Consider the following 22,981-nt stretch of genomic DNA (forward strand, 5'->3'; position numbering starts at 1 on the left):
AGGAGTAGACCCCATGTCCCGACCGGAAGCGGGCCGAGGCGCCTCGATGCGCCGCGTGCTCGCGGTGATCCCCGCCCGCGGCGGCTCCAAGGGCGTCCCCGCGAAGAACCTCCTCCCCGTCGGCGGCGTCCCGCTGGTGGCGCGCGCGGTGCGCGAGTGCCGGGCCGCCCGGCTGGTGACCGACGTCGTGGTCTCCACCGACGACCAGGCCATCGCGGCCGCCGCCCGTGAGGCCGGCGCCGAGGTCGTGCTGCGCCCCGCCGCCATCGCCGGCGACACGGCCACCTCCGAGGCCGCCGTCCTGCACGCCGTGGACGCGCACGAGGCCCTGCACGGCGCGGTCGTGGACGTCGTCCTGCTCGTGCAGTGCACCAGCCCGTTCATCGTCCGCGAGGACATCGACGGGGTCGCGGGCGCGATCGTCGAGAACGGCGCCGACACGGCGGTCACGGTGGCCCCCTTCCACGGGTTCATCTGGCGGGACGAAGAGTCCGCCGAGGACGTCGTCGCGGCCGGCTCCGCCACGGAGGCCGACACGGCCGTCGGCGGCGGCTACGGCGTCAACCACGACAAGTCCTTCCGGCCCCGCCGCCAGGACCGCCCCCAGGACCTGCTGGAGACCGGCGCCGCCTACGCCATGGAGGCCGCCGGCTTCCGCAAGCACCAGCACCGCTTCTTCGGCCGCACCGAGCTGGTCCGTACGGACCCCGCGCGCGTGCTGGAGATCGACGACCCGCACGACCTCGCCCGCGCCCGGGCCCTCGCCCCGCTCTTCGACGCGGACCGGCCCGGCGCGCTCCCGACCGCCGACGACATCGACGCGGTCGTCCTCGACTTCGACGGCACCCAGACCGACGACCGGGTGCTCGTCGACTCCGACGGACGGGAGTTCGTCTGCGTGCACCGCGGGGACGGACTCGGCATCGCGGCCCTCCGTGCGAGCGGTCGCCTGAAGATGCTGATCCTGTCCACGGAACAGAACCCTGTGGTCGCCGCCCGGGCCCGGAAGCTGAAGCTCCCGGTGCTGCACGGCATCGACCGCAAGGACCTCGCGCTGAAGCAGTGGTGCGAGGAGCAGGGCATCGCGCCGGAGCGCGTGCTCTACGTCGGCAACGACGTCAATGACCTCCCGTGCTTCGCCCTCGTGGGCTGGCCCGTGGCGGTCGCGAGCGCCCACGACGTCGTGCGCGGCGCCGCACGCGCGGTCACCACCGTCCCCGGTGGAGACGGCGCGATCCGAGAGATCGCCAGCTGGATCCTCGGCCCCTCTCTCGATTCCCTCACCAAGTAAGGACATCTCTGCCATGAGCACCAACTCCCGTATCCGCCGCTTCGGTTCGCGCGAGGTCGGCCCGGACCGTCCGGTCTACGTCTGCGGTGAGATCGGCATCAACCACAACGGCGAGCTCGAGAACGCCTTCAAGCTGATCGACGCCGCCGCCGAGGCCGGCTGCGACGCCGTCAAGTTCCAGAAGCGCACCCCGGAGATCTGCACCCCGCGCGACCAGTGGGACATCGAGCGCGACACGCCCTGGGGCCGGATGACCTACATCGACTACCGCCACCGCGTGGAGTTCGGCGAGGACGAGTACCGCGCGATCGACGACTACTGCAAGTCGAAGAACATCGACTGGTTCGCCTCCCCGTGGGACACCGAGGCCGTCGCCTTCCTGGAGAAGTTCGACGTCCCCGCCCACAAGGTGGCCTCCGCCTCCCTCACCGACGACGAGCTGCTGCGCGCCCTGCGCTCCACCGGCCGCGCCGTGATCCTCTCCACCGGCATGTCGACGCCGAAGCAGATCCGCCACGCCGTCGAGGTCCTCGGCTCCGACAACATCCTGATGTGCCACGCCACGTCGACCTACCCGGCCAAGGCCGAGGAGCTCAACCTGCGCGTCATCAACACCCTCCAGCAGGAGTTCCCGAACGTCCCGATCGGCTACTCCGGCCACGAGACCGGCCTGCAGACCACCCTCGCCGCGGTCGCCCTGGGCGCCACCTTCGTCGAGCGTCACATCACCCTCGACCGCGCCATGTGGGGCTCGGACCAGGCCGCGTCCGTGGAACCGCAGGGCCTCACCCGCCTCGTCCGCGACATCCGCACCATCGAGGCCTCCCTCGGTGACGGCGTCAAGAAGGTCTACGAGTCCGAGCTCGGCCCGATGAAGAAGCTGCGCCGCGTCAGCGGTGTGGTCGCCGAGGCGGAGATCGCCGACGCCGCGGGCGAGCCGGTCGGCGTCTGATCCCCCACCCCCACAACCCCCCTCACCACGGGACGGTCGTACGTCGATGAGCCCCCGCGCCGGGAACGCCGGCCCCCACACTCTCGCCTTCGTCGAGAGCCCGGTACAGCTGCTGAACGTGCTGGAGTGGGCGCACGCGCACGCGCCCGGCGTGGGGCTCACCCTCGTGGTGCTGTCACCCGTCGACCCGATGACGCGCGGCCAGCTGCGGCGGATGTCCGACCTGGCCCGCGACGAGGGGCACCAGGTCCGCTGGGAGGAAGCGCGCGGCGGGCCCCTCGCGCCCTTCCAGACCATCGGCGGCCTGTCCGGCCTGCTGCGCAGGGCACGCCGGGTCGTGCTGGGGGACCCCTTCTCCCGCTACGTCCAGCTGCTGCTGACCATCACCCGCGCCCGTGACCTGGTCGTCGTCGACGACGGCACGGCGACGATGGAGTTCGTGGGGCAGCTGGCCCGGGGCGAACGCCTGGTGCGCTGGCACCGCAAGGGCGGCCGCCCCGGCCCGCGGGACGTCGTCTTCGCGCCGGTGTCGGCGTCGGCCCGCCGCCGGCTGACCCCCGGCGAGCGCCGCCACATCGAGATCTTCTCCTCCATGCCGATGGAGGAGACCCCGGCGGGCGTGACCGTCCACGCCAACACCTTCGCCTGGACCCGGACGCGCTTCGGCCCGCCCCGCATCACCAAGGGCGCGGACATGGTGGGCACGTCCCTGGTGGAGACCGGGGTGGTGGACGACGGCCGCTACCTGGAGGCCGTCCACGCCCTGGCGTCGGCCCACGGCGCCACCCGCTACTTCGCCCACCGCCGCGAGAGCACGGACAAGCTCCACCGCCTCGCCGCCGCGACGGGCCTGGAGATCGTCCGCCCCGAACTCCCCCTCGAACTGATCGCCCGCCGCGGCCCCATCGGCCGGACGGTGCTCAGCTTCCCGTCCACGGTGGTCCACACCCTCCCCCTCGCCCTGTCCGGCACGGAGGTCCGCGTCGCCGTCTGCGACATCGACCCCGCCTGGCTGACCGAGAACGCCTCCCCGCGGGCCCAGGGCTTCCTGTCCGGGGTCACGGGCACGGCCCGGGACGTCCACCGGCTCTCCCCGACGACTCCGCCGGCGGCCCCGAACCAAGGGAACGCGGTGAACCCGACGACTCCGTCCGGCCAGGCCCCCTTCACCGCCACGCCGCCCTCCGCGGGCCTGGTCGGCCCGGCGGCGTCGTGACGCGCCCCGCTCACACCTCCCGCGGCACCGGCCCGGGCCTGCGCGCCAGCAGGAACGCGCGCGGCAGCTTCTCCCCGGGGCCGGGCTCGCGCAGGACGCGGGCGTGCAGCTCCAGCCCCGCCTCCGCCAGGTGCGCGGCGACCGTGTCCGGGGTGCGCCAGTAGTAGTCGAGCGCGATCTCCCGCCCGTACCGCTCGGTCAGGCGCCGGTGCCCGTCCTCGTCCCCGGACTGGAAGCCGAGCAGTACGGGCGCGCCCGGCAGCAGGACACGGCGGAACTCGGCGAAGGCGGCCGGCAGGTGATCGTCCGGCACGTGGATGATCGAGTAGAGCGCGACGACGCCGCCGAGCGTCTCGTCCGGCAGGTCCAGCGCGGTCATGCAACCGACGTGGAAGCGCAGCTCCGGGTGCGCCCGGCGGGCCAGCGCCACCATGCGGGGCGACGCGTCGACCCCGAAGACCGGCAGTCCGGCCTCGTGCAGCCGCGCCGTCACGTACCCCGGCCCGCTGCCGAGGTCCGCGACCGGAGGCCTCCCCGGCACCCCCGGCGCCCGGACCAGCTCCACGAAGGCCGTCAGCAGCGCCCGCTCCAGCGGTCTGCCGGCCAGGCTGTCGGGGTGCTCGGCGGCGTAGGCCTCGGCGATGGTGTCGTACGAGGCCTGCGTGGACCGTAAGAACTCGGGGGCGCGCACGGGGCGCAGACTAGCGGGGCGCGCGTCCGGCAGACGAACACACCCGTGTTCGCCGCGCAAGGCGTGGTATCCGTGGAGAGGATGGATGGATACCGGAGTCGTGACGGGCATGTGGTCGAAGTCACACCCCGGGGGGTGGGAGGCCGGGCCCGGCCCAAAAGGCTGGCCAGTCTACCCATCTCACTTGACAGCTATGCGTCCGGCGGTCATGTTTTCTTCCCCTTTCGGGTTGAAGTTTTGTTGATCCAGGGTTGGTCGACCGCCTCGGCGCCCTACCCTTCAAAGGGTGAAGCCACTGATGTCACTGGAGTCCGAGGTCGATCTTCCCGGAGGAGCCGTACTTCCCGGTGCGCTGCCCGACGCTCTGCGGGCCGAGCTCATCGCGTTCCGACGCGACATGCACATGCACCCGGAGCTCGGCAACCAGGAGTTCCGCACCACCGCCGCGATCAAGGAGCGGCTGGAGCGGGCCGGCCTCAAGCCGCGCGTCCTCGCCGTGGGGACCGGACTCGTCTGTGACATCGGTGTGGAGGGCGAGCAGTGGGACGGAGGCCCCAGCATGCTCGCCCTGCGGGCCGACATCGACGGCCTGCCCATCCCGGACACCAAGGCGGACTGCCCGTACCGCTCCACCGTGCCCGACCGCGCGCACGCCTGCGGTCACGACGTGCACACCACCGTCGTCCTCGGCGCCGGTCTGGTCCTCGCCGAGCTGCACCGGAGGGGCGCGCTGCCCCGCCCGGTCCGGCTGATCTTCCAGCCCGCCGAGGAGGTGCTGCCCGGCGGCGCCGCCGACGTCATCAAGTGCGGCGCGCTGGAAGGCGTGGGCGCGATCATCGCCGTGCACTGCGACCCCCGGGTGGACGCGGGCAGGATCGGTCTGCGCGAGGGCCCCATCACCTCCGCCTGTGACCGGCTGGAGGTCGGCCTCGACGGCCCGGGCGGCCACACCGCCCGCCCCCACCTCACGACCGACCTGGTCACCGCCGCCGCCCGCGTCGTCACCGACGTGCCCGCGCTGGTCGGCCGGCGCTTCGACAGCCGCAGCGGGCTCGCCATCACCTGGGGCCGTGTCGAGTCGGGCCACGCCCCGAACGTGATTCCGCAGCACGCCGAGCTCTCCGGCACCGTGCGCTGCCTCGACCTCGAGGCGTGGCGGCAGGCTCCCGACGTCGTCGTCGCGGCCATCGACGAGATCGCCAACCTCCACCGCGCCAAGTCGGAGATCAACTACGTGCGCGGTGTCCCGCCCGTGGTCAACGAGCCCGGCGTCACCGAACTGCTGCGCGAGGCCATGATCGCCCGGCGCGGCGTCGAGTCCGTCGAGGGCACCGAGCAGAGCCTCGGCGGCGAGGACTTCTCCTGGTACCTGGAGCACGTACCCGGCGCCATGGCCCGCCTCGGCGTCCGCACCCCCGGCGAACGCCAGATCCGCGACCTCCACCAGGGCGACTTCGACGTCGACGAATCGGCCATCACGGTAGGAGTAGAACTCTTCACAGCAGCGGCCCTGGTCAACGGCCTCCGCTAGACGCCACGCCCACGTCCTAGAGGGACGTGAGCGAAAACGCGCCCTCAGGGGCGCGGGGAACGGCGCGACAAGCCGCGACGGCGCCGCACGGGCGTTCTCAGGGGCGCGGGGAACGGCGCGACAAGCCACGACGGCGCCGCACGGCATATAGGGGCGCGGGGAACTGCGCAACCAGCCACGACGGCGCCGCACCAGGCCCAGGCCGACAACCCCGCCCCGCCCGAGCCACGTCACCCACCCGACCCAACCCCCACCCACCCGGCGGAGCCTCCGGTTGCGCGCGGCCCACCCCCACGGCAGCCTGGTGCGCGTCACGAGGTAGGCACACGCCGTGTCCCCGAGTACACCTTTCGACCCCGTTCGATCCCGTGGTTCACAAGGGCGTAACCGGCCATCGGCACGAATGGATAACGGCCCCGCGGCGAACCGTTCCCAGGAGTGTCTACGCGCGTTAATGTGCGCCGAACCGAGCACCCATCGCGGGGCTTTGGAGAATGGGGAACTTCAGATGCGTCGGATTTCCAAACTGACCCGTGTCGCGGTGGGGGTCGCGTCGCTCGGGCTCGTCGCCACGGCCTGCGGCGGCACCAGCGGTGACAGCGGCGGCAGCGACAGCAACGACAAGGGCCTCGCCATCGCGTACGACGTCGGCGGCAAGGGCGACCAGTCCTTCAACGACGCCGCGTACGCCGGTCTGACGAAGGCCAAGGACGAGTTCGGCTACAAGACGGCCGACATCGAGCCCACCGAGGGCGAGACGGACGCCGACAAGGAGCAGCGCCTGGCGTCGCTGGCCAAGCAGGGCTACAACCCGGTCATCGGCATCGGGTTCGCCTACGGCCCGGCGCTGAAGGCCGTGGCCCCCAAGTACCCGAAGACCACCTTCGGCATCGTGGACTCGGTCGTCGAGGGCAAGAACGTCGCCTCCCTCGTCTTCGCCGAGGAGCAGGCCTCGTACCTCGCCGGTGTCGCCGCCGCCAAGGCCACGAAGACCGACGTCGTCGGCTTCGTCGGCGGTGTCGACGTCCCGCTGATCCACAAGTTCGAGGCCGGCTACAAGCAGGGCGTGCAGGACACCAACTCCAAGGTGAAGGTCCTGTCGCAGTACCTGACGCAGACGGCTGAGGAGGGCGGCTTCTCCAGCCCCGACAAGGGCAAGGCCGCCGCCGAGGGCCAGATCGAGAAGAAGGCCGACGTGCTCTACGCGGCCGCCGGTCTGTCCGGCCAGGGTGTCATCGAGGCCGCGGCCAAGGCGAAGGTCTGGGCCATCGGCGTCGACTCCGACCAGTACAAGCAGGCAGCCCTGGCGCCGTACAAGAACTACATCCTCACCTCCGCCCTCAAGGACGTCGGCGGCGCGGTCTACGCGCTGTCCAAGTCGGTCCACGACGACAAGCCGCTGTCGGGCACCCAGACCTTCGACCTGAAGGTCAACGGTGTCGGGCTCTCCGACTCCAACCCCGAGTACGCCAAGGTCGCGGGTCTCCAGGACGCCGTGAACAAGGCCAAGCAGGAGATCATCGACGGCAAGATCAAGGTCAACACCGAGTGAGCCGACCGGTCTGACCAGCCGAAGCGGGCGGGCACCCCCTGGGCGCCCGCCCGCTTCGCGCTGTCCGGCTCTCCCGGAACCGGATCACCCAGCGCCACGCCCCGTTTGCGGTCGGCAACGCCCCGGCCAAGTCCGGGTGATGGCTTGGGCACGGGCGCATAACAAGGTGGACAGAAGGGGTTTTCAGGCAGGTCTACGCGCGTTAATCTGCGGCGAAGCCAGCGCTGAAGCTGAACCGTCCCGGCGCTGTGCGACCTCGGTTGTACGACAGGAGCACCCACACATGCGCCGGATTTCCCGGATCACGGTCGCAGGCGCAGCGACCGCCTCCCTGGCCCTCGCCCTCTCCGCCTGCGGCAGCACCTCGACCTCCGGGTCGTCCGACTCGAAGGGCGACAAGGGGCTCGCCATCGCGTACGACGTCGGCGGCAAGGGTGACCAGTCCTTCAACGACGCCGCGTACGCGGGCCTGGAGCAGGCGAAGAAGGAGTTCGGGTACCAGACGGCCGACGTGGAGCCCACTGAGGGCGAGACGGACGCCGACAAGGAGCAGCGCCTGGTCTCCCTGGCCAAGCAGGGGCACAACCCGGTCATCGGTGTCGGCTACGCGTACGCCGCGGCCGTCAAGGGTGCCGCGGAGAAGTTCCCGGACACCACCTTCGGCATCGTCGACGACGCCACGATCAACACCAAGAACGTGGCCGACCTGGTCTTCAACGAGGAGCAGGCCTCCTACCTGGCCGGTGTCGCCGCCGCCAAGACCACCAAGTCGAAGGTCGTCGGCTTCGTCGGCGGTGTGGACATCCCGCTGATCCACAAGTTCCAGGCGGGCTTCGCGCAGGGCGTCAAGGCCACCGACCCCAAGGTCAAGGTCCTCTCGCAGTACCTCACGCAGACGGCCGAGGAGGGCGGCTTCGCCAGCCCCGACAAGGGCAAGACGGCTGCCGAGGGTCAGATCGAGAAGAAGGCCGACGTGGTCTACGCGGCCGCCGGTCTGTCCGGTCAGGGTGTCATCGAGGCCGCGGCCACCCAGAAGGTGTGGGCCATCGGTGTCGACTCCGACCAGTACCAGCAGGAAGCCCTCGCCAAGTACAAGGACTCGATCCTCACCTCGGCGATGAAGGACGTCTCCAAGGCGGTGTACAACCTGGCGAAGTCGGTCGAGGACGGCAAGCCCGAGACCGGTATCGTTCGTGGCGATCTGAAGACCGGCGAGGTGAGCCTGTCGAACTCCAACCCGAAGTTCGCGGACGACGCCGAGCTCCAGGCAGCCATCAAGACGGCCAAGGAGAAGATCATCAGCGGCGAGATCAAGGTCAAGAGCAGCTGACGAGCGACTGCCTCGAAGCAGGCGGTAACCCCCGGGGTTACGTCCGCTCGACGGGGCACGGGGAGCCGCTCCTCGTGCCCCGTTGCCGCGGGGCGTCGGCCCCTTTGTATGCCGTAGGGGCGCTACGCGCGTAGACGACCCCCGTCCCCAGGAGAGTGCGCCATCAACGCGTCCAGCAGCCCTCCGGCCGGAGCGGCGGTCAACGAATCGGTGACCGCCGTCGAACTCGCCGGGATCACCAAGCGTTTCCCCGGAGTCGTGGCCAACCACGACATCCACCTCAGCGTCCGCAAGGGCACCGTTCACGCCCTCGTCGGCGAGAACGGTGCCGGCAAGTCCACGCTGATGAAGATCCTCTACGGCATGCAGAAGCCGGACGAGGGCACCATCGCTGTCAACGGCGAGAAGGTCACCTTCTCGTCGCCGGCCGACGCCATCGTCCGCGGCATCGGCATGGTCCACCAGCACTTCATGCTCGCCGACAACCTCACGGTCCTCGAGAACGTGGTCCTCGGCAGCGAGAAGCTCTACGGCATCGGCGCCAAGGCCCGCCGCAAGATCAAGGAGCTCTCCGAGCGCTACGGCCTCGACGTCGAGCCCGACCTCCTCGTCGAGGAGCTCGGCGTCGCCGCCCGCCAGCGCGTGGAGATCCTCAAGGTCCTCTACCGCGGCGCCACCACCCTCATCCTCGACGAGCCGACCGCCGTGCTCGTGCCGCAGGAAGTGGACGCGCTCTTCGCCAACCTGCGCGAACTGCGCTCCGAGGGCCTGTCCGTCATCTTCATCTCGCACAAGCTCGGCGAGGTGCTCTCCGTCGCCGACGAGATCACCGTCATCCGCCGCGGCACCACCGTCGGCACGGCCGTCCCCGCCGAGACGACGCCCCGTCAGCTCGCCGAGATGATGGTCGGCAGCGAGCTGCCCACGCCCGAGACGGCCGAGTCCACGGTCACCGACCGCCCGGTCATCACCGTCGACCAGGTGCGCCTCGCGGCCCCCGGCGGCAAGGCCCTCCTCGACGACATCAGCTTCACCATCCACGCGGGCGAGGTCCTCGGCATCGCCGGCGTCGAGGGCAACGGCCAGACCGAACTGGTCGACGCACTCATCGGCCTGCGGTCCGCCGACAGCGGCACCATCCGGCTCGCCGACGAGGAGATCACCGCCTGGCCCACCCGCCGGCGCCGCGAGCAGGGCATCGGCTACATCCCCGAGGACCGGCACCGCCACGGCCTCCTCCTGGAGGCGCCCCTCTGGGAGAACCGCATCCTCGGCCACGTCACGGAGAAGCCCCTCGCCAAGGGCGTCTGGCTGGACCCGAAGGCGGCCCAGGAGGACACCCGCCGGATCGTGACGGAGTACGACGTCCGGACCCCCGGCATCGACGTCACCGCCGCGTCCCTGTCCGGCGGCAACCAGCAGAAGCTCATCGTCGGCCGCGAGATGAGCCACAAGCCCCGCTTCCTCATCGCCGCGCACCCCACCCGGGGCGTGGACGTCGGCGCCCAGGCCGCCATCTGGGACCACATCCGCGACGCCCGCCGCGAAGGCCTGGCCGTGCTGCTGATCTCCGCCGACCTGGACGAGCTGATCGGCCTGTCCGACACCCTGCGCGTCATCTACAACGGCAAGCTGGTCGCGGACGCCGACCCGGCCACCATCACCCCCGAGGAGCTCGGCTCGGCCATGACCGGCGCCGCCACCGGGCACCTCGCGCACGACGACACCCCCGAGATCTCGAAGGCCGACGCCCCCGAGTCTCCGGAAGACGAGGCCCGCTGATGAAGAAGTTCGACAAGGAGCGCGTGCTCCTCGCGGTGGCCGGACCGGTCATCGCGCTGGCCGTGGCCTTCGTCCTGAGCGCGATCGTGCTGCTCGCGTCGGGCAAGAGCCCCTTCGAGCCGTTCACCCTGATGTTCGAGCAGCTGGGCTTCTCCGACATCCAGGTCCTGATCATCAACCAGGCCTCGATGTACTACATCGCGGCCCTCGCGGTGGCCATCGGCTTCCGGATGAACCTGTTCAACATCGGCGTCGACGGCCAGTACCAGCTCGGCGCCATGATGGCCGCCGTCGTCGGCGCCCATGTGAACCTGCCGGCCGCCCTCCAGGTCCCGCTGCTGCTCCTGACCGCCGTCCTCACCGGCGCCTTCTGGTCCGGCATCGCCGGCGTCCTCAAGGTCACCCGCGGCGTCAGCGAGGTCGTCGCCACGATCATGCTCAACGCGATCGCCACCTCCGTGATCGCCTACCTGTGGCTGCCGGACGTCTTCGGCGTGAAGGTCGGCAACAACAACACCACCGGCGAGATGTACGAGTCCGGCTGGATCCCCGGCATCCCGATGGGCGACGCCGGCGAGATCTACGGCCTGGTGCTGCTCGCCGTGCTGCTGGGCATCGGCTACTGGGTCGTCCTCAACCGCACCCGCTTCGGCTTCGACCTGCGCGCCTCCGGCGCCTCGACGACGGCCGCAGCGGCCAGCGGTGTCGACCCCAAGCGCATGGTGCTGACCGCCATGCTGATCTCCGGCGGCATCGCGGGCCTCGCCGGCCTGCCGATCCTGCTCGGCGACACCCACACCTACAGCCTGAACTTCCCCACCGGCATCGGCTTCCTCGGCATCGGCATCGCCCTGCTCGGCCGCAACAGCCCCGTCGGCATCGCCTTCGCCGCCCTGCTGTGGGCCTGGCTCGACAAGGCCTCGCCGGAGCTGGACTTCCACGGCTACGACAAGGAGATCGCGGTCATCATGCAGGGCCTGATCGTCCTCTCGGTCGTCGTCTCCTACGAGGCCGTCCGCGAATGGGGTCTGCGCCGCCAGCAGCGTCGCGTCGGCGCCGAACTCGCCGCCGGACACGTCCTCGGCGCTCAGAACACGAAGGAGGTGGCTGGCCGATGACCACCGCGACCGACGTCAACCAGCCCACGCTGCAGCCCGCGGCGCCGACCGGCCGCCGCCTGTCGTGGCCCGTCCTGCTGCTCATCATCGCCGGAGGCCTGGCGCTCACCTCGATCGTGCGCCTCATCACCGGCGCCGACGGCATCACCAACGTCAGCCAGATGTCCACCGCGCTCCAGCTCGCCGTGCCGATCGGCCTCGCCGGTCTCGGCGGACTGTGGGCCGAGCGCGCGGGCGTGGTCAACATCGGCCTCGAGGGCATGATGATCCTCGGCACCTGGTTCGGCGCCTGGGCCGGCTTCCAGTGGGGCCCGTGGACCGGTGTCCTGGTCGGCATCCTCGGCGGTGCGATCGGCGGTCTGCTGCACGCCTTCGTGACCGTCACCTTCAACGTCAACCACATCGTCTCCGGTGTGGCCATCAACATCCTCGCCCTCGGCGCCACCCGCTACCTCGCGCCCCTCGCCTTCGAGGGCCACACGGGCGGCTCCGCCAAGCAGTCCCCGGCGGTCGACTCCCTCGGCCACTTCACGGTGCCGGGACTGTCCGACGCACTGCGCGACCTGAACAACCAGGGCTGGTTCTTCGTCTCCGACATCGCGGGCCTGCTCGGCGGCCTCGTCACCAACGTGTCCTGGCTGACCCTGATCGCGATCGCGCTGATCCCCGCCACCTGGTGGATCCTGTGGCGCACCGCGTTCGGCCTGCGCCTGCGCTCCTGCGGCGAGAACCCGGTCGCCGCCGAGTCCCTCGGCGTCAACGTCTACAAGTACAAGTACATCGCCGTCGTCATCTCCGGCGGACTGGCCGGCCTCGGCGGTGTCTTCCTGTCGACCGTGGCCAACCCCTTCTACCTGGAGGGCCAGGTCAGCGGACGCGGCTTCATCGGCCTCGCGGCGATGATCTTCGGCAACTGGATGCCGGGCGGCCTCGCCCTCGGCGCGGGCCTGTTCGGCTACACCGACAGCCTCAACCTGCGCGGCGGCTCCGCCAACGTCCACGCCCTGCTGCTGCTCGGCGCGCTCCTGCTGATCATCGGCGCCATCTGGCTGGTCGTCCGCAAGAAGTACGCCCCGTCGATGATCACCGCGGTGGTCGCCGCCCTGGTGTTCGCCTGGTACGCCACCACCGACGAGGTCCCGAACCAGGTGGTCTCCGCCACGCCGTACGTCATCACCCTGGTGGTCCTCGCCATGTCGGCCCAGCGGCTGCGGATGCCCAAGGCGGACGGGCTGCCGTACCGGAAGGGGCAGGGCAAGTGACCGGCTCCGCCCCGGCCGTCGACTGGGAGAAACTGCGTGCGGTGGCCCGGGACGCCATGTCCCGGGCGTACGCCCCCTACTCCGGCTTCCCGGTCGGTGTGGCGGCCCTGGTCGACGACGGCCGGATTATCTCGGGCTGCAACGTCGAGAACGCCTCGTACGGCCTCGGACTGTGCGCCGAGTGCGGCCTGGTGTCCGAGCTGCACAACACCGGCGGCGGCCGGCTGACGCACTTCACCTGCGTCGACCGCGACGGCGACACGCTCGTCCCGTGCGGCCGCTGCCGCCAACTGCTCCACGAGTTCGGCGGCCCGGACCTCCTGCTGGAGACCCCAGAGGGGATCCTGCCGCTCTCGGACATGTTGCCCCAGGCCTTCGGCCCGGAGCATCTCAGCAAGTAACTTCCGTGCGGCCCCTCTGAGTTGCTCACGCGACCGGCTCAGGGGGGCCGTACGGCTTCTGGAAACATCGGAAGGAAGCCAAGCCATGGCCATGGACGTCATCTCCGTCATCCGCACCAAGCGGGACCGCGGTGAGCTCAGCGACGCGCAGATCGACTGGGTCATCGACGCGTACACCCGCGGGGAGGTCGCCGACGAGCAGATGTCAGCTCTCGCCATGGCGATCCTGCTGAACGGCATGAACCGCCGCGAGATCGCCCGCTGGACGGCCGCGATGATCGCCTCCGGCGAGCGCATGGACTTCTCGTCCCTGTCCCGCCCGACCGCCGACAAGCACTCCACGGGCGGCGTCGGCGACAAGATCACACTGCCGCTGGCCCCCCTGGTCGCCGCCTGCGGCGCGGCCGTCCCGCAGCTGTCGGGCCGCGGCCTCGGCCACACCGGCGGCACCCTGGACAAGCTGGAGTCCATCCCCGGCTGGCGTGCGCTGCTGTCCAACGAGGAGATGCTGAACGTCCTCGACACCACCGGCGCGGTCATCTGCGCGGCGGGCGACGGCCTGGCCCCCGCCGACAAGAAGCTCTACGCCCTGCGGGACGTCACCGGCACGGTGGAGGCGATCCCGCTGATCGCCTCCTCGATCATGTCCAAGAAGATCGCCGAGGGCACGGGCTCGCTGGTCCTGGACGTGAAGGTCGGCACCGGCGCCTTCATGCGGACGCTCGAGGATGCCCGCGAACTGGCCTCCACGATGGTCGGCCTCGGCACCGACCACGGGGTGAAGACGGTCGCGCTCCTGACGGACATGTCCACCCCGCTGGGTCTGACCGCCGGCAACGCCCTGGAGGTCCGCGAGTCGGTGGAGGTCCTGGCGGGCGGCGGCCCGGCCGACGTGGTCGAGCTGACGGTCGCCCTGGCCCGCGAAATGCTGGACGCTGCGGGCATCAGGGACGCCGACCCGGCGAAGGCCTTGGCCGACGGCTCGGCGATGGACGTCTGGCGGCGCATGATCGCGGCCCAGGGCGGCGACCCGGACGCGACGCTTCCGGTGGCCCGCGAGCAGCACGTGATCAAGGCCCCGGCCTCGGGCGTGCTGACCCGCCTCGACGCCTACGACATCGGCGTCGCGGCCTGGCGCCTCGGCGCGGGCCGCGCCCGCAAGGAGGACCCGGTGCAGGCGGGCGCCGGCATCGAGATGCACGCGAAGCCCGGCGACCAGGTCACCGAGGGCCAGCCCCTGCTGACCCTTCACACGGACACCCCCGAGCGCTTCGAGTACGCCCTCCAGGCGGTCGAGGGTTCCTACGACGTCGCAGCGCCCGGGACGGACTTCACACCGTCGCCGGTGGTGCTGGAACGTATCGCCTGACCAGGCGGTTTCCCTTTCGGATGAACGGGACCGGTGGACCCCCGCCGGTCCCGTTCGGCATGCTGGGGTCGGTGACGCACCGAAGAGGAGACCGCCATGAGCGCACTCACCGTGAGCCAGGACCCTGACCAGAACTGGGACGACCTCGTCCGGTTCTGGGAGGAGATGGAATGGCCTGAGGGCAGCAAGGTGGAGATCATCGAGGGGATCATCACCGTGTCACCTGCTCCCGCGTCCCGCCACAACGTGATCGCGGCCCGCATTCAGCGCCGCCTGTACTCCGCCATCCCCGAAGACTGGGAGATCTTCCAGACGATGGCGATCGCTGTGCCGTCGCGTCTGGGCATGTTCATCCCAGACCTGCTCGTGGCGCCCGTGCAGGAGTGCGCGGAGGCGGACTCCCACATCCCGGCAGCCCTGGCCGAGCTCGTCGTCGAGGTGACCTCCAAGTCCAACGCCCGCCACGACCGCGTCAGCAAGCCCGCCGCCTACGCTGCCGCCAGGATCCCGCTCTATCTCCTCGTCGACCGCTGGGCTCCCGGAGGCCCCACCGTGACGCTCTACGGCGAGTCGAAGGGTGATGTCTACCGCGTCCTGAGCGCCGTGAAGTTCGGTGATCCCATCAAGCTGCCGGACCCGTTCGACGTGACGATCGACACCAGCGAGTTTCCGGTCGACTGACCGTCATCCCAAGACCGCCGCCACGACCACCAGCACCGGCACCGCCAGCACCGTCGACAGCAGGATCGCCTCCCGCGCCAGCACCTCGCCCACCCGGTAGCTGCTCGCGTACGTGAACAGGTTCTGCGCCGCCGGCAGCGCGGACGTCACCACCACGTCGAGCAGCAGGGCACCGCGCAGGCCGAAGACGCCCGCCGCCAGGGCGTAGGCGACCAGGGGCTGGAACACGGACTTCAGGGTCACGGCGAGGAGGACGGGGGCCCGTTCCGCGCCGCGCAGCGGGAGCGTGCTGCCGCGCAGGGAGATGCCGAAGGCCAGCAGGACCGCCGGGACCGACATGTTGCCGATCAGGGTCAGGGGGTCCATCAGCGGGCCCGGCACCGTGAGGCCCGACGCCGAGACCGCCACCCCGGCCAGGGAGCCCAGGGCTATCGGATTGCGCAGCGGCGTCAGCAGCCGCTGCCACAGGGGCCGCTTCTCGCCGCCGCTCGCCAGGTCCAGGACCGTCAGCGCCACCGGTGTGACACCGACCAGCTGGAACAGCAGTACCGGCGCGACCAGGGACGCGTCACCCAGCACGTACACGGCGATCGGGATGCCCAGGTTCCCGGAGTTGACGTAGCTGGAGCACAGCGCGCCGATCGTCGTCCGGCCCACACCCCACCCCCGGACCGCACCCACCGCCACGAAGACACCCGCCGCCGCTGCCGTGCTCATCGCCGTGACCAGCAGCCGGTCGGAGAAGATCACCGACAGGTCGGCCTGCGCGAGGGTCGTGAAGAGCAGCGCCGGGGACGCCACGTGGAAGGCGAGCTTGGTCAGGACCTCGCGGCCGCCGTCGCCCAGATACCCCCGGCGGCCGATCAGATAGCCGACGCCGATGACGACGGCGATGACCGCGAACCCGCTCAGCACCCCCTGCACGGCGCCCCCTCACCGGCGAAGCGAGCATCGGGCAGCGCGGCAGGGGGAGATGGTTGGGGCATACAGCCAACCCTCCGGGGAAGGCACTGCCCAGGTCAATGTGATCCTCGCGGCGCCGCCCGGTCCGCACGGCGCGCGCCGGGGCCGACCACCGCGATGAGTTACGCCCGCCCGCCCGGTCTACCGATTGTGGACGCCATGACACCGCCCGTGCTCGTACTGCCCGGCCCCGTCACCCGGGACGAGGTGAGAGGGCTCAGCGACGATGTGCGGGCACTGCTGCACGGCAGCGGTGCCCGGGTCGTGGTGTGCGACGTCGCGGGTCTGGGGCCGCCGGGCCTCGCCGCCGTCGACCTCCTGGCGAGGCTCCAGCTGGCCGCCCGCCGGGCCGGGGGACGGATACGGCTGCGCGACCCCGACCCGGCCCTACGCGCCCTGCTCGACCTGGTCGGTCTCCGCTTCGAGGTGGAGGGGGAGGTCGAAGAGCGGGAACCACCGCTGCGTGTCGAGGAAGCAGTGGAACCCGGTGATGCGGCCCTCTGAGATCTCCAGCACCTGGACCGCCCACGGCATGAAGCCGCCCTTGTCCGGGTCCGGCTTGTACTGGGCGAACCCCGGCAGGCCGTTGACCTGGACGGGCACCAGCCGGGAGCCCGCGCAGGGCGCGCCGAGGGTGGTCATGAAGCCGGTGATGTCCCGCGTGCCGGTGAGCCAGAGGTCGAACGGCGGCATCGTCATGACGGCGTCCTCGTGCAGCAGGGCCGTCAGCGCCGTCATGTCGTATCCCTCGAAGGCCGCGACATAGCGGTCCAGCAGCTTCTGCTGGTCCTCGTCCAGAGGGTCGGACACGGCCGCCTCGGCGCCCGGCTCCTGCCGCTCGGCCAGGGTGGCACGGGCCCGCTGGAGGGCGCTGTTCACCGACGCCACCGAGGTGTCCAGCAGCTCGGCGACCTCGCTGGCCCTCCAGGCCAGGACCTCGCGCAGGATCAGCACGGCACGCTGCTTGGCGGGGAGCTGCTGGAGGGCGGCCATGAAGGCCAGCCGCACGGACTCCTTGGCGACCGCCGCCTCCGCCGGGTCGTGCGTCGTGGGCAGCACACGGGCGTCCGGCATGGGCTCCAGCCAGGTGTTGTCCGGGCGGGGGGAGAGGGCGGCCCGGGCGAGCGGGGTGGACTCGGTCAGGTCCATGGGCCGGGCGCGCTTGTTGCCCGCGGTCAGCATGTCCAGGCACACGTTGGTCGCGATCCGGTAGAGCCAGGAGCGCAGGCTGGAGCGGCCCTCGAACTTGTCGTAGCTGCGCCAGGCGCGGACCATCGTGTCCTGCACCGCGTCCTCCGCCTCGAAGGAGGAGCCGAGCATGCGGTAGCAGTACCCCGTCAGCTCGGTTCGGTGTGCCTCCAGCCTGGTGTCCAGGTCCATCGGTGTCGCCGTGCTGTTCGCCATCTCCACCCACCCCTGTGGAAGTCCTGTTCACGCGCCATCGCGCTCCAGCACTTCGGAAGCTACCGCAGCCCACTGACAACGGCCCCCCGAGCGCACAAAGGCGCAGGTCGAACGGGGTGGTCCAGAACGGAGAATCCCCCTGCCCGGTCCGGTGGCCGGCGGATGCGGACGGTATCCGCCCCCGCCGGCCACCGGCACCCTGAACAGGGGGAGTGGCGTCGAGGCTCAGGCGGCCGTGGCCAGTTGCCGGCGCTGGAGCCGGGCCGCCCGGGTCCCGAGGACGGTGATCGTCACGACGCCCAGGACCGCCAGGAGTCCGACCCCGACCGTCCCGGCCCAGCCGCCCGCGTGGAACGCGATCGCGCCGACCGTGCTGCCCGCGCTGGAGCCGATGTAGTACGCCGACTGGTACAGCGCCGAGGCCTGGGCCCTGCCGTGCGTGGCCGTCTTGCTGACCGCCGAGGAGGCGACCGCGTGGCCCGCGAAGAAGCCGGCCGTGATGAGCACCAGACCCAGCAGGACCAGCGGGAGGGAGCCCGCCAGGGACAGCAGCAGGCCCGCCGCCGTCGTACCGCCGCCCGCGTACAGCGCGCCACGGCGGCCCAGCCGGCCGACCAGCCGGCCCGCCGTGGACGCCGACACCGTACCGACCAGGTACACCAGGAAGATCGAGCCGATGACGCCCTGCGGCAGCGAGAACGGGGCCTCGGTCAGGCGGTAGCCGATGACCGTGTACACGCCGCCGAACACCGTCATGAACAGCGCGCCGATCGCGTACAGCCGGCGCAGCAGCGGGTTGGACAGGTGGTCACGGACCGTCCGGGCCAGCACCCGCGGCCGCAGCGAACCGGCCCTGAAGTGCTTCGGGGCGGGGAGCAGCAGCCGGAAGGCCACCGCACACGCCACGGCGATCACCCCGACGACGCCGACGGCCACGCGCCAGCCCCACTCCTGCGCGACCCAGCCGGTGATGACCCGGCCGCTCATCCCGCCCACGCTGTTGCCCGCGACGAACAGGCCGATCGCGGTGACCAGCGCCTTGGGGCTGACCTCCTCCGCGAGGTACGCGGTCGCCGACGCGGGCAGCCCGGCCAGGGCGGCGCCTTGCAGCGCCCGCAGCGCGATCAGCACACCGAGAGAGGGGGCGAGGGGCACCAGCAGCCCGAGCGTGACGGCCACGGCCAGCGACCCGGTCATGACCGCCCGGCGTCCGAAGCGCTCCGACAGGGCGCTCATCGGCAGCACGAACAGCGCCAGCCCGCCCGTCGCGGCGGCCACCGTCCAGCTGGCGTCGCTCGCCGCCACCCCGAACTCGCCGGAGATCAGCGGGAGCAGGGCCTGGGTGGAGTACAGCAGCGCGAAGGTCGCGACACCCGCGAGGAAGAGGGCGAAACTCATCCGGCGATAGCCGGGTCCGCCCGGGGAGACACGGGAGTCGGCGGCGGGGACAGAGACATCGGCGCCCACGACGGTGGACGCCCCGGTACTGGCGGGAGACATGCCTCGAACGTACGGACAGCACACTCATCCGTCCAATGCATGGAACGGTCATAATCGTTCCCATGGTGCATCAACCGAGTTCACAGGGTCGCCTGTCACCAAGTAGTGACACAGAAGACATGGCAGAGATGTCGAAGGTGCTGGCGCCGCGCCTCGCGTACTTCGCGGGCGTCGCCCGCACCGAACACGTCACCCGGGCCGCCCAGGAGATGAACGTCCCCCAGTCGACCCTGTCCCGCTCCATGGCCCGCCTGGAGCAGGACCTGGGCGTCGACCTGTTCGCCCGGCACGGCCGCACGGTCTCCCTCACCCCGGCCGGCCGCACCTTCCTCGCCTCCGTGGAACGCGCGCTGGCCGAGGTCGAGCGCGCCGCCGAGGAGGTGCGCGCCGACGCCGATCCGACCACCGGCAAGGTCGCCTTCGGCTTCCTGCACACCATGGGCGCCGAGACCGTCCCGGGCCTGCTGCACGCCTTCCGCGCCGATCATCCGCGGGTCCGCTTCAGCCTTGTCCAGAACTACGGCGAGGCCATGCTGGAGCGCCTGCGCGCGGGCGAACTCGACCTGTGCCTGACGTCGCCGGTACCGGACGCCCCCGACCTCGTGGCCCGCCGCCTGGACGAGCAGAAGCTGCGCCTGGTCGTCCCCGCCGACCACTCCCTGGCAGGCCGCCGCCGCATCCGCCTCGCCGAGGCCGCGGACGAAACCTTCGTCACCCTGGAGCCCGGTTACGGCCTGCGCCGCATCACCGACGACCTGTGCAAGGAGGCCGGCTTCAAGCCCCGCATCGCCTTCGAGGGGGAGGAGGCGGAAACGCTGAGGGGTTTGGTGGCGGCGGGCCTCGGGGTGGCCCTCCTGCCCCCGCCGGCCGTCCCCCGACCGGGCGTGGTGGAACTGACGGTCACGGCCCCGAGGGCGGCTCGCGAAATCGGGGTCGCCTGGCTGGAAGGCCACCCGGACACACCCCCGGTGGCGGCTTTCAAGAAGTTCCTGCTCTCGAGGAGAGGCAGTCTGCTCCCCACCTGAGGGGCGCGGGGAACGGCGCGATCAGCCACGACGAACCCGCACCCCGAAAAATCACGACGCACCCCGACGGCGCTACCGCCCCGAGGGGCTGAACCCCGCAGCGAGCGGCATCCGCAACCCGAGCGGCGGCGGCGCCGCGAACGCGTCCCGCACGGGCCGCGACAGCGCCCGCCCGAACAACGCCCCCATCACGAAGTCCTCGGCCAGAGCCAGCACTTCGTCCCGGTACTGATGCAACCCGTGCCCGTCCGCGTGCACTTCGAACCGGCACACGTCCCGGTTGGCCTTCTTCGCCCGGGTCGCCAGCCGGAACGACAGCTCCGGATCCGTCCGCCCGTCGTTCGTGCCGTGCACGATCAGCACCTGGCGCCCGACCAGCTGCTTCACCGGTTCGGGTGGCGCCGCGACATCCTCCTCCGGCAGCCAAGGGGCGAGCGCCAGCACGGAGTTGACGGCCTCGTGGCCGCCCGCCCGCAAGCCCGCCCGGCCGCCCATCCCGACCCCGACGAGGCAGACCGGGACGTCCCCGTACCGCCGTACGATCTCGTCGGCCGCCCAGGTCGCGTCCTGCGCGAGATTGGCCTCGCTGCCGTTCCACCCGCGGTAGCGGTAGTGCACGACGTGCGCGGCGAGACCCTCGTGCCGGCCCGCGCGGGCCAGCCGGCGCCCGACGCCGCGCACGGAGGCGGTCGCCAGCATGGGTGACGGTCTGCGGCCGGATACCTCGTCGCCGCCGGGGAGCAGCAGCACCGCGCCGCTCACCGCCGTCGGCTCCGGACCGAGTGCCCTGCCCAGCCGGGCCCTGCGAACCGGCGTCGCTTGGTGTGCCATGACAGAACAGTGTCAGAAGCGCGGGTGTACACGACCCGTCCTCGGGATCACCGTTACGTATCGACGAAAACGTCGAGCGTCCGGGAACGCGCCGTCTACGCGCGTAGGAGTTAGAGTGCGGAAATGACGAGCCAGACCATCGCGAACACCCCGACACCGGACCAGATCCGCCGGGCGCCCAAGGTTCTGCTGCACGACCACCTCGACGGCGGTCTGCGCCCCGGCACGATCGTCGAACTCGCCCGCGAGAGCGGCTACACCCAGCTCCCCGACACCGACCCCGAGAAGCTCGGCGTCTGGTTCCGCGAGGCCGCCGACTCCGGCTCCCTGGAACGGTACTTGGAGACGTTCTCCCACACCGTCGGCGTCATGCAGACCCGTGACGCCCTGATCCGGGTCGCCGCCGAGTGCGCCGAGGACCTGGCCGCGGACGGCGTCGTCTACGCCGAGGTGCGCTACGCCCCCGAGCAGCACCTGGAGGGCGGCCTCGGTCTCGAAGAGGTCGTCGAGGCCGTCAACGAGGGCTTCCGGGAAGGGGAGCGGCGCGCACGCGAGAACGGGCAGCGCATCCGCGTGGGCGCGCTCCTCACCGCCATGCGGCACGCGGCCCGGGCGCTGGAGATCGCCGAACTCGCCAACCGTTACCGGGACCTTGCGGGCGGCGGTGTTGTCGGATTCGACATCGCGGGCGCCGAGGCCGGCTACCCGCCCACCCGGCACCTCGACGCCTTCGAGTACCTCAAGCGCGAGAACAACCACTTCACCATCCACGCCGGCGAGGCCTTCGGTCTGCCCTCCATCTGGCAGGCCCTCCAGTGGTGCGGCGCCGACCGGCTCGGGCACGGTGTGCGGATCATCGACGACATCCAGGTCCACGAGGACGGCCGCGTCGAACTCGGGCGGCTCGCCTCCTACGTCCGGGACAAGCGCATCCCGCTGGAGCTGTGCCCGAGCTCCAACCTCCAGACCGGCGCGGCCGCCTCGTACGCCGAGCACCCGATCGGGCTGCTGCGCCGACTGCATTTCCGCGCCACCGTCAATACGGACAATCGTCTTATGTCGCACACCAGCATGAGCCGGGAATTCGAGCACCTCGTCGAGGCATTCGGATACACGCTCGACGACATGCAGTGGTTCTCCGTCAATGCGATGAAATCAGCGTTCATTCCTTTCGATGAACGACTGGCCATGATCAATGACGTCATCAAGCCCGGATATGCCGAGCTGAAATCCGAATGGCTGTTCCGTCAGACCGCCTCCACCAGCGGTTCTGCCGATTCGGAGGGCTGAGTCCGGGGTATTCGGCACACAGCGGATGCGGACGGTGTTCACCATCCGTCCGCATTTCGATGTTTGCGGCGGGTGGCACGGGGTGTTTACGGTCGCTGGACCGCTCACCCACCCCGTCATCCCGTTACGAGGACGCATTTCATGAAGCAGTCTGCTGCCAAGTCCCTCGGTGTCGCCGCTCTCGGTGCCGCCTTCGCCGCCGCCGGCGCGGGCGCCGCCAACGCCGCCCCGGCCCTCCCGGACACCGCCCAGACGCTGGAGACCGTCACCACGGCGCTCCCGGCGGAGCAGCTCTCCCAGGCGCTGCCGGGCTCGGGTGAGGCGCTGGGTCAGGGGCAGACGGCGGCCGGCGCCGGTCTGGCCGCCGCCCAGCCGGTCGCCGAGCAGATCCTCGCCAACGGCCCGACGGGCCCGGCCGCCAAGCTCCTGGGCGGCCTCCCGGTGCAGGGCCTGCCCACGCACGGCCTGCCGGTGAACGGCGTGCCGGTCGGCTGACCCTCCCGCCGAGGCGGACACATGCCGATGGGGCGCACCCGCACGGGGTGCGCCCCATCGGCGTTCGCGCAGCGAGCGTCACCAGGCCGTCTGAGTCTTGCCGTGGACCTTGTCCTCCGACGGGAGCACGATCCACAGCGCGATGTACAGCAGGAACTGCGGGCCGGGCAGCAGGCACGAGATCAGGAAGATCACCCGCATCGTCGTCGCGGAGGTGCCGAAGCGCCGTGCCAGCGCGGCGCACACTCCGCCGATCATGCGGCCGTGGGTGGGGCGGGCGAGGCGGGACATGTGCGA

At 71.1% G+C, this 22,981-nt stretch carries 22 protein-coding genes; 16 read left to right on the top strand and 6 right to left on the bottom strand.

Translation table 11 applies throughout. The features are described from left to right. The first annotated feature begins 13 nt into the window (after window positions 1-13). Genes QOL88_RS24630 through QOL88_RS24640 form a run of 3 tightly spaced genes read left to right on the top strand, consistent with a single transcriptional unit; the run spans window position 14 to window position 3,459 of the window. Window positions 14-1,291, top strand: coding sequence for an acylneuraminate cytidylyltransferase (locus QOL88_RS24630; protein ID WP_097219569.1), 1,278 nt, complete (start codon window positions 14-16; stop codon window positions 1,289-1,291). Between the two features lie 13 nt (window positions 1,292-1,304). After that, window positions 1,305-2,243: an N-acetylneuraminate synthase family protein gene (locus QOL88_RS24635; RefSeq protein WP_097219572.1), complete on the top strand. Its 939-nt coding sequence runs from the start codon at window positions 1,305-1,307 to the stop codon at window positions 2,241-2,243. A gap of 46 nt (window positions 2,244-2,289) precedes the next feature. Beyond that, window positions 2,290-3,459, top strand: a complete 1,170-nt coding sequence (locus tag QOL88_RS24640) for a ferritin family protein (RefSeq protein WP_257027885.1) — start codon at window positions 2,290-2,292, stop codon at window positions 3,457-3,459. Between the two features lie 10 nt (window positions 3,460-3,469). Here QOL88_RS24640 and QOL88_RS24645 read toward each other — a convergent pair whose 3' ends face one another. After that, window positions 3,470-4,159: a class I SAM-dependent DNA methyltransferase gene (locus QOL88_RS24645; protein ID WP_373559351.1), complete on the bottom strand. Its 690-nt coding sequence runs from the start codon at window positions 4,157-4,159 to the stop codon at window positions 3,470-3,472. Window positions 4,160-4,448: 289 nt separating this feature from the next. Here QOL88_RS24645 and QOL88_RS24650 point away from each other — a divergent pair, with 289 nt between their 5' ends. From QOL88_RS24650 to QOL88_RS24690, 9 genes are all read left to right on the top strand, one after another. Continuing rightward, window positions 4,449-5,681, top strand: coding sequence for a M20 family metallopeptidase (locus QOL88_RS24650; RefSeq protein ID WP_097219576.1), 1,233 nt, complete (start codon window positions 4,449-4,451; stop codon window positions 5,679-5,681). 508 nt (window positions 5,682-6,189) lie between these two features. Next, window positions 6,190-7,233: a BMP family lipoprotein gene (locus QOL88_RS24655; protein WP_097219579.1), complete on the top strand. Its 1,044-nt coding sequence runs from the start codon at window positions 6,190-6,192 to the stop codon at window positions 7,231-7,233. Between the two features lie 283 nt (window positions 7,234-7,516). After that, entirely contained in the window at window positions 7,517-8,563 is a 1,047-nt protein-coding gene (locus QOL88_RS24660; protein WP_097219582.1) for a BMP family lipoprotein, read from the top strand. 210 nt (window positions 8,564-8,773) lie between these two features. Then, window positions 8,774-10,345, top strand: a complete 1,572-nt coding sequence (locus QOL88_RS24665) for an ABC transporter ATP-binding protein (protein WP_097219584.1) — start codon at window positions 8,774-8,776, stop codon at window positions 10,343-10,345. Then, on the top strand, window positions 10,345-11,463 hold the full coding sequence (locus QOL88_RS24670) for an ABC transporter permease (RefSeq protein ID WP_097219587.1): 1,119 nt from the start codon (window positions 10,345-10,347) through the stop codon (window positions 11,461-11,463). Before QOL88_RS24665 ends, QOL88_RS24670 begins: the two co-directional genes overlap by 1 nt. Then, on the top strand, window positions 11,460-12,725 hold the full coding sequence (locus QOL88_RS24675) for an ABC transporter permease (RefSeq protein WP_097219590.1): 1,266 nt from the start codon (window positions 11,460-11,462) through the stop codon (window positions 12,723-12,725). Before QOL88_RS24670 ends, QOL88_RS24675 begins: the two co-directional genes overlap by 4 nt. Further along, window positions 12,722-13,126, top strand: a complete 405-nt coding sequence (locus QOL88_RS24680; protein ID WP_097219592.1) for a cytidine deaminase — start codon at window positions 12,722-12,724, stop codon at window positions 13,124-13,126. The genes QOL88_RS24675 and QOL88_RS24680 overlap by 4 nt, the downstream gene beginning before the upstream one ends. Before the next feature lie 85 nt (window positions 13,127-13,211). Continuing rightward, window positions 13,212-14,495 (top strand): thymidine phosphorylase, encoded by a 1,284-nt coding sequence (locus tag QOL88_RS24685; protein WP_097219595.1) that lies wholly within the window; start codon window positions 13,212-13,214, stop codon window positions 14,493-14,495. Between the two features lie 96 nt (window positions 14,496-14,591). Beyond that, the gene (locus QOL88_RS24690) at window positions 14,592-15,176 is read left to right on the top strand and encodes a Uma2 family endonuclease (RefSeq protein ID WP_097219598.1); all 585 of its coding nucleotides are present in this window, start codon (window positions 14,592-14,594) and stop codon (window positions 15,174-15,176) included. A gap of 3 nt (window positions 15,177-15,179) precedes the next feature. Here the strand turns inward: QOL88_RS24690 and QOL88_RS24695 are convergent, their stop codons facing one another. Next, window positions 15,180-16,100, bottom strand: a complete 921-nt coding sequence (locus QOL88_RS24695; protein WP_097219601.1) for an AEC family transporter — start codon at window positions 16,098-16,100, stop codon at window positions 15,180-15,182. A gap of 156 nt (window positions 16,101-16,256) precedes the next feature. Here QOL88_RS24695 and QOL88_RS24700 point away from each other — a divergent pair, with 156 nt between their 5' ends. Continuing rightward, window positions 16,257-16,643, top strand: coding sequence for an STAS domain-containing protein (locus QOL88_RS24700; protein WP_143668885.1), 387 nt, complete (start codon window positions 16,257-16,259; stop codon window positions 16,641-16,643). Here QOL88_RS24700 and QOL88_RS24705 read toward each other — a convergent pair. Then, window positions 16,527-17,543, bottom strand: coding sequence for a sigma-70 family RNA polymerase sigma factor (locus QOL88_RS24705; RefSeq protein WP_097223166.1), 1,017 nt, complete (start codon window positions 17,541-17,543; stop codon window positions 16,527-16,529). The genes QOL88_RS24700 and QOL88_RS24705 overlap by 117 nt on opposite strands. Window positions 17,544-17,768: 225 nt before the next feature. Beyond that, window positions 17,769-19,043, bottom strand: a complete 1,275-nt coding sequence (locus QOL88_RS24710) for an MFS transporter (protein ID WP_097219603.1) — start codon at window positions 19,041-19,043, stop codon at window positions 17,769-17,771. A 62-nt stretch (window positions 19,044-19,105) separates the two neighbouring features. Here QOL88_RS24710 and QOL88_RS24715 point away from each other — a divergent pair, with 62 nt between their 5' ends. Next, window positions 19,106-20,068, top strand: a complete 963-nt coding sequence (locus QOL88_RS24715; RefSeq protein ID WP_097219606.1) for a LysR family transcriptional regulator — start codon at window positions 19,106-19,108, stop codon at window positions 20,066-20,068. Between the two features lie 72 nt (window positions 20,069-20,140). Here the strand turns inward: QOL88_RS24715 and QOL88_RS24720 are convergent, their stop codons facing one another. After that, window positions 20,141-20,899: an alpha/beta hydrolase gene (locus tag QOL88_RS24720; RefSeq protein ID WP_097219608.1), complete on the bottom strand. Its 759-nt coding sequence runs from the start codon at window positions 20,897-20,899 to the stop codon at window positions 20,141-20,143. A gap of 123 nt (window positions 20,900-21,022) precedes the next feature. Between QOL88_RS24720 and QOL88_RS24725 the strand changes: the two genes are divergently transcribed. After that, window positions 21,023-22,189: an adenosine deaminase gene (locus QOL88_RS24725; protein ID WP_097219610.1), complete on the top strand. Its 1,167-nt coding sequence runs from the start codon at window positions 21,023-21,025 to the stop codon at window positions 22,187-22,189. Window positions 22,190-22,330: 141 nt separating this feature from the next. Further along, the gene (locus tag QOL88_RS24730; RefSeq protein ID WP_097219614.1) at window positions 22,331-22,684 is read left to right on the top strand and encodes an ATP-binding protein; all 354 of its coding nucleotides are present in this window, start codon (window positions 22,331-22,333) and stop codon (window positions 22,682-22,684) included. A gap of 78 nt (window positions 22,685-22,762) precedes the next feature. Here the strand turns inward: QOL88_RS24730 and QOL88_RS24735 are convergent, their stop codons facing one another. After that, entirely contained in the window at window positions 22,763-22,975 is a 213-nt protein-coding gene (locus tag QOL88_RS24735) for a PspC domain-containing protein (RefSeq protein WP_031106355.1), read from the bottom strand. Window positions 22,976-22,981 lie beyond the last annotated feature (6 nt).

Origin of the sequence: Streptomyces sp. Ag82_O1-12 (assembly GCF_900182715.1) — a bacterium.
Classification (GTDB): Bacteria; Actinomycetota; Actinomycetes; order Streptomycetales; family Streptomycetaceae; genus Streptomyces; species Streptomyces massasporeus.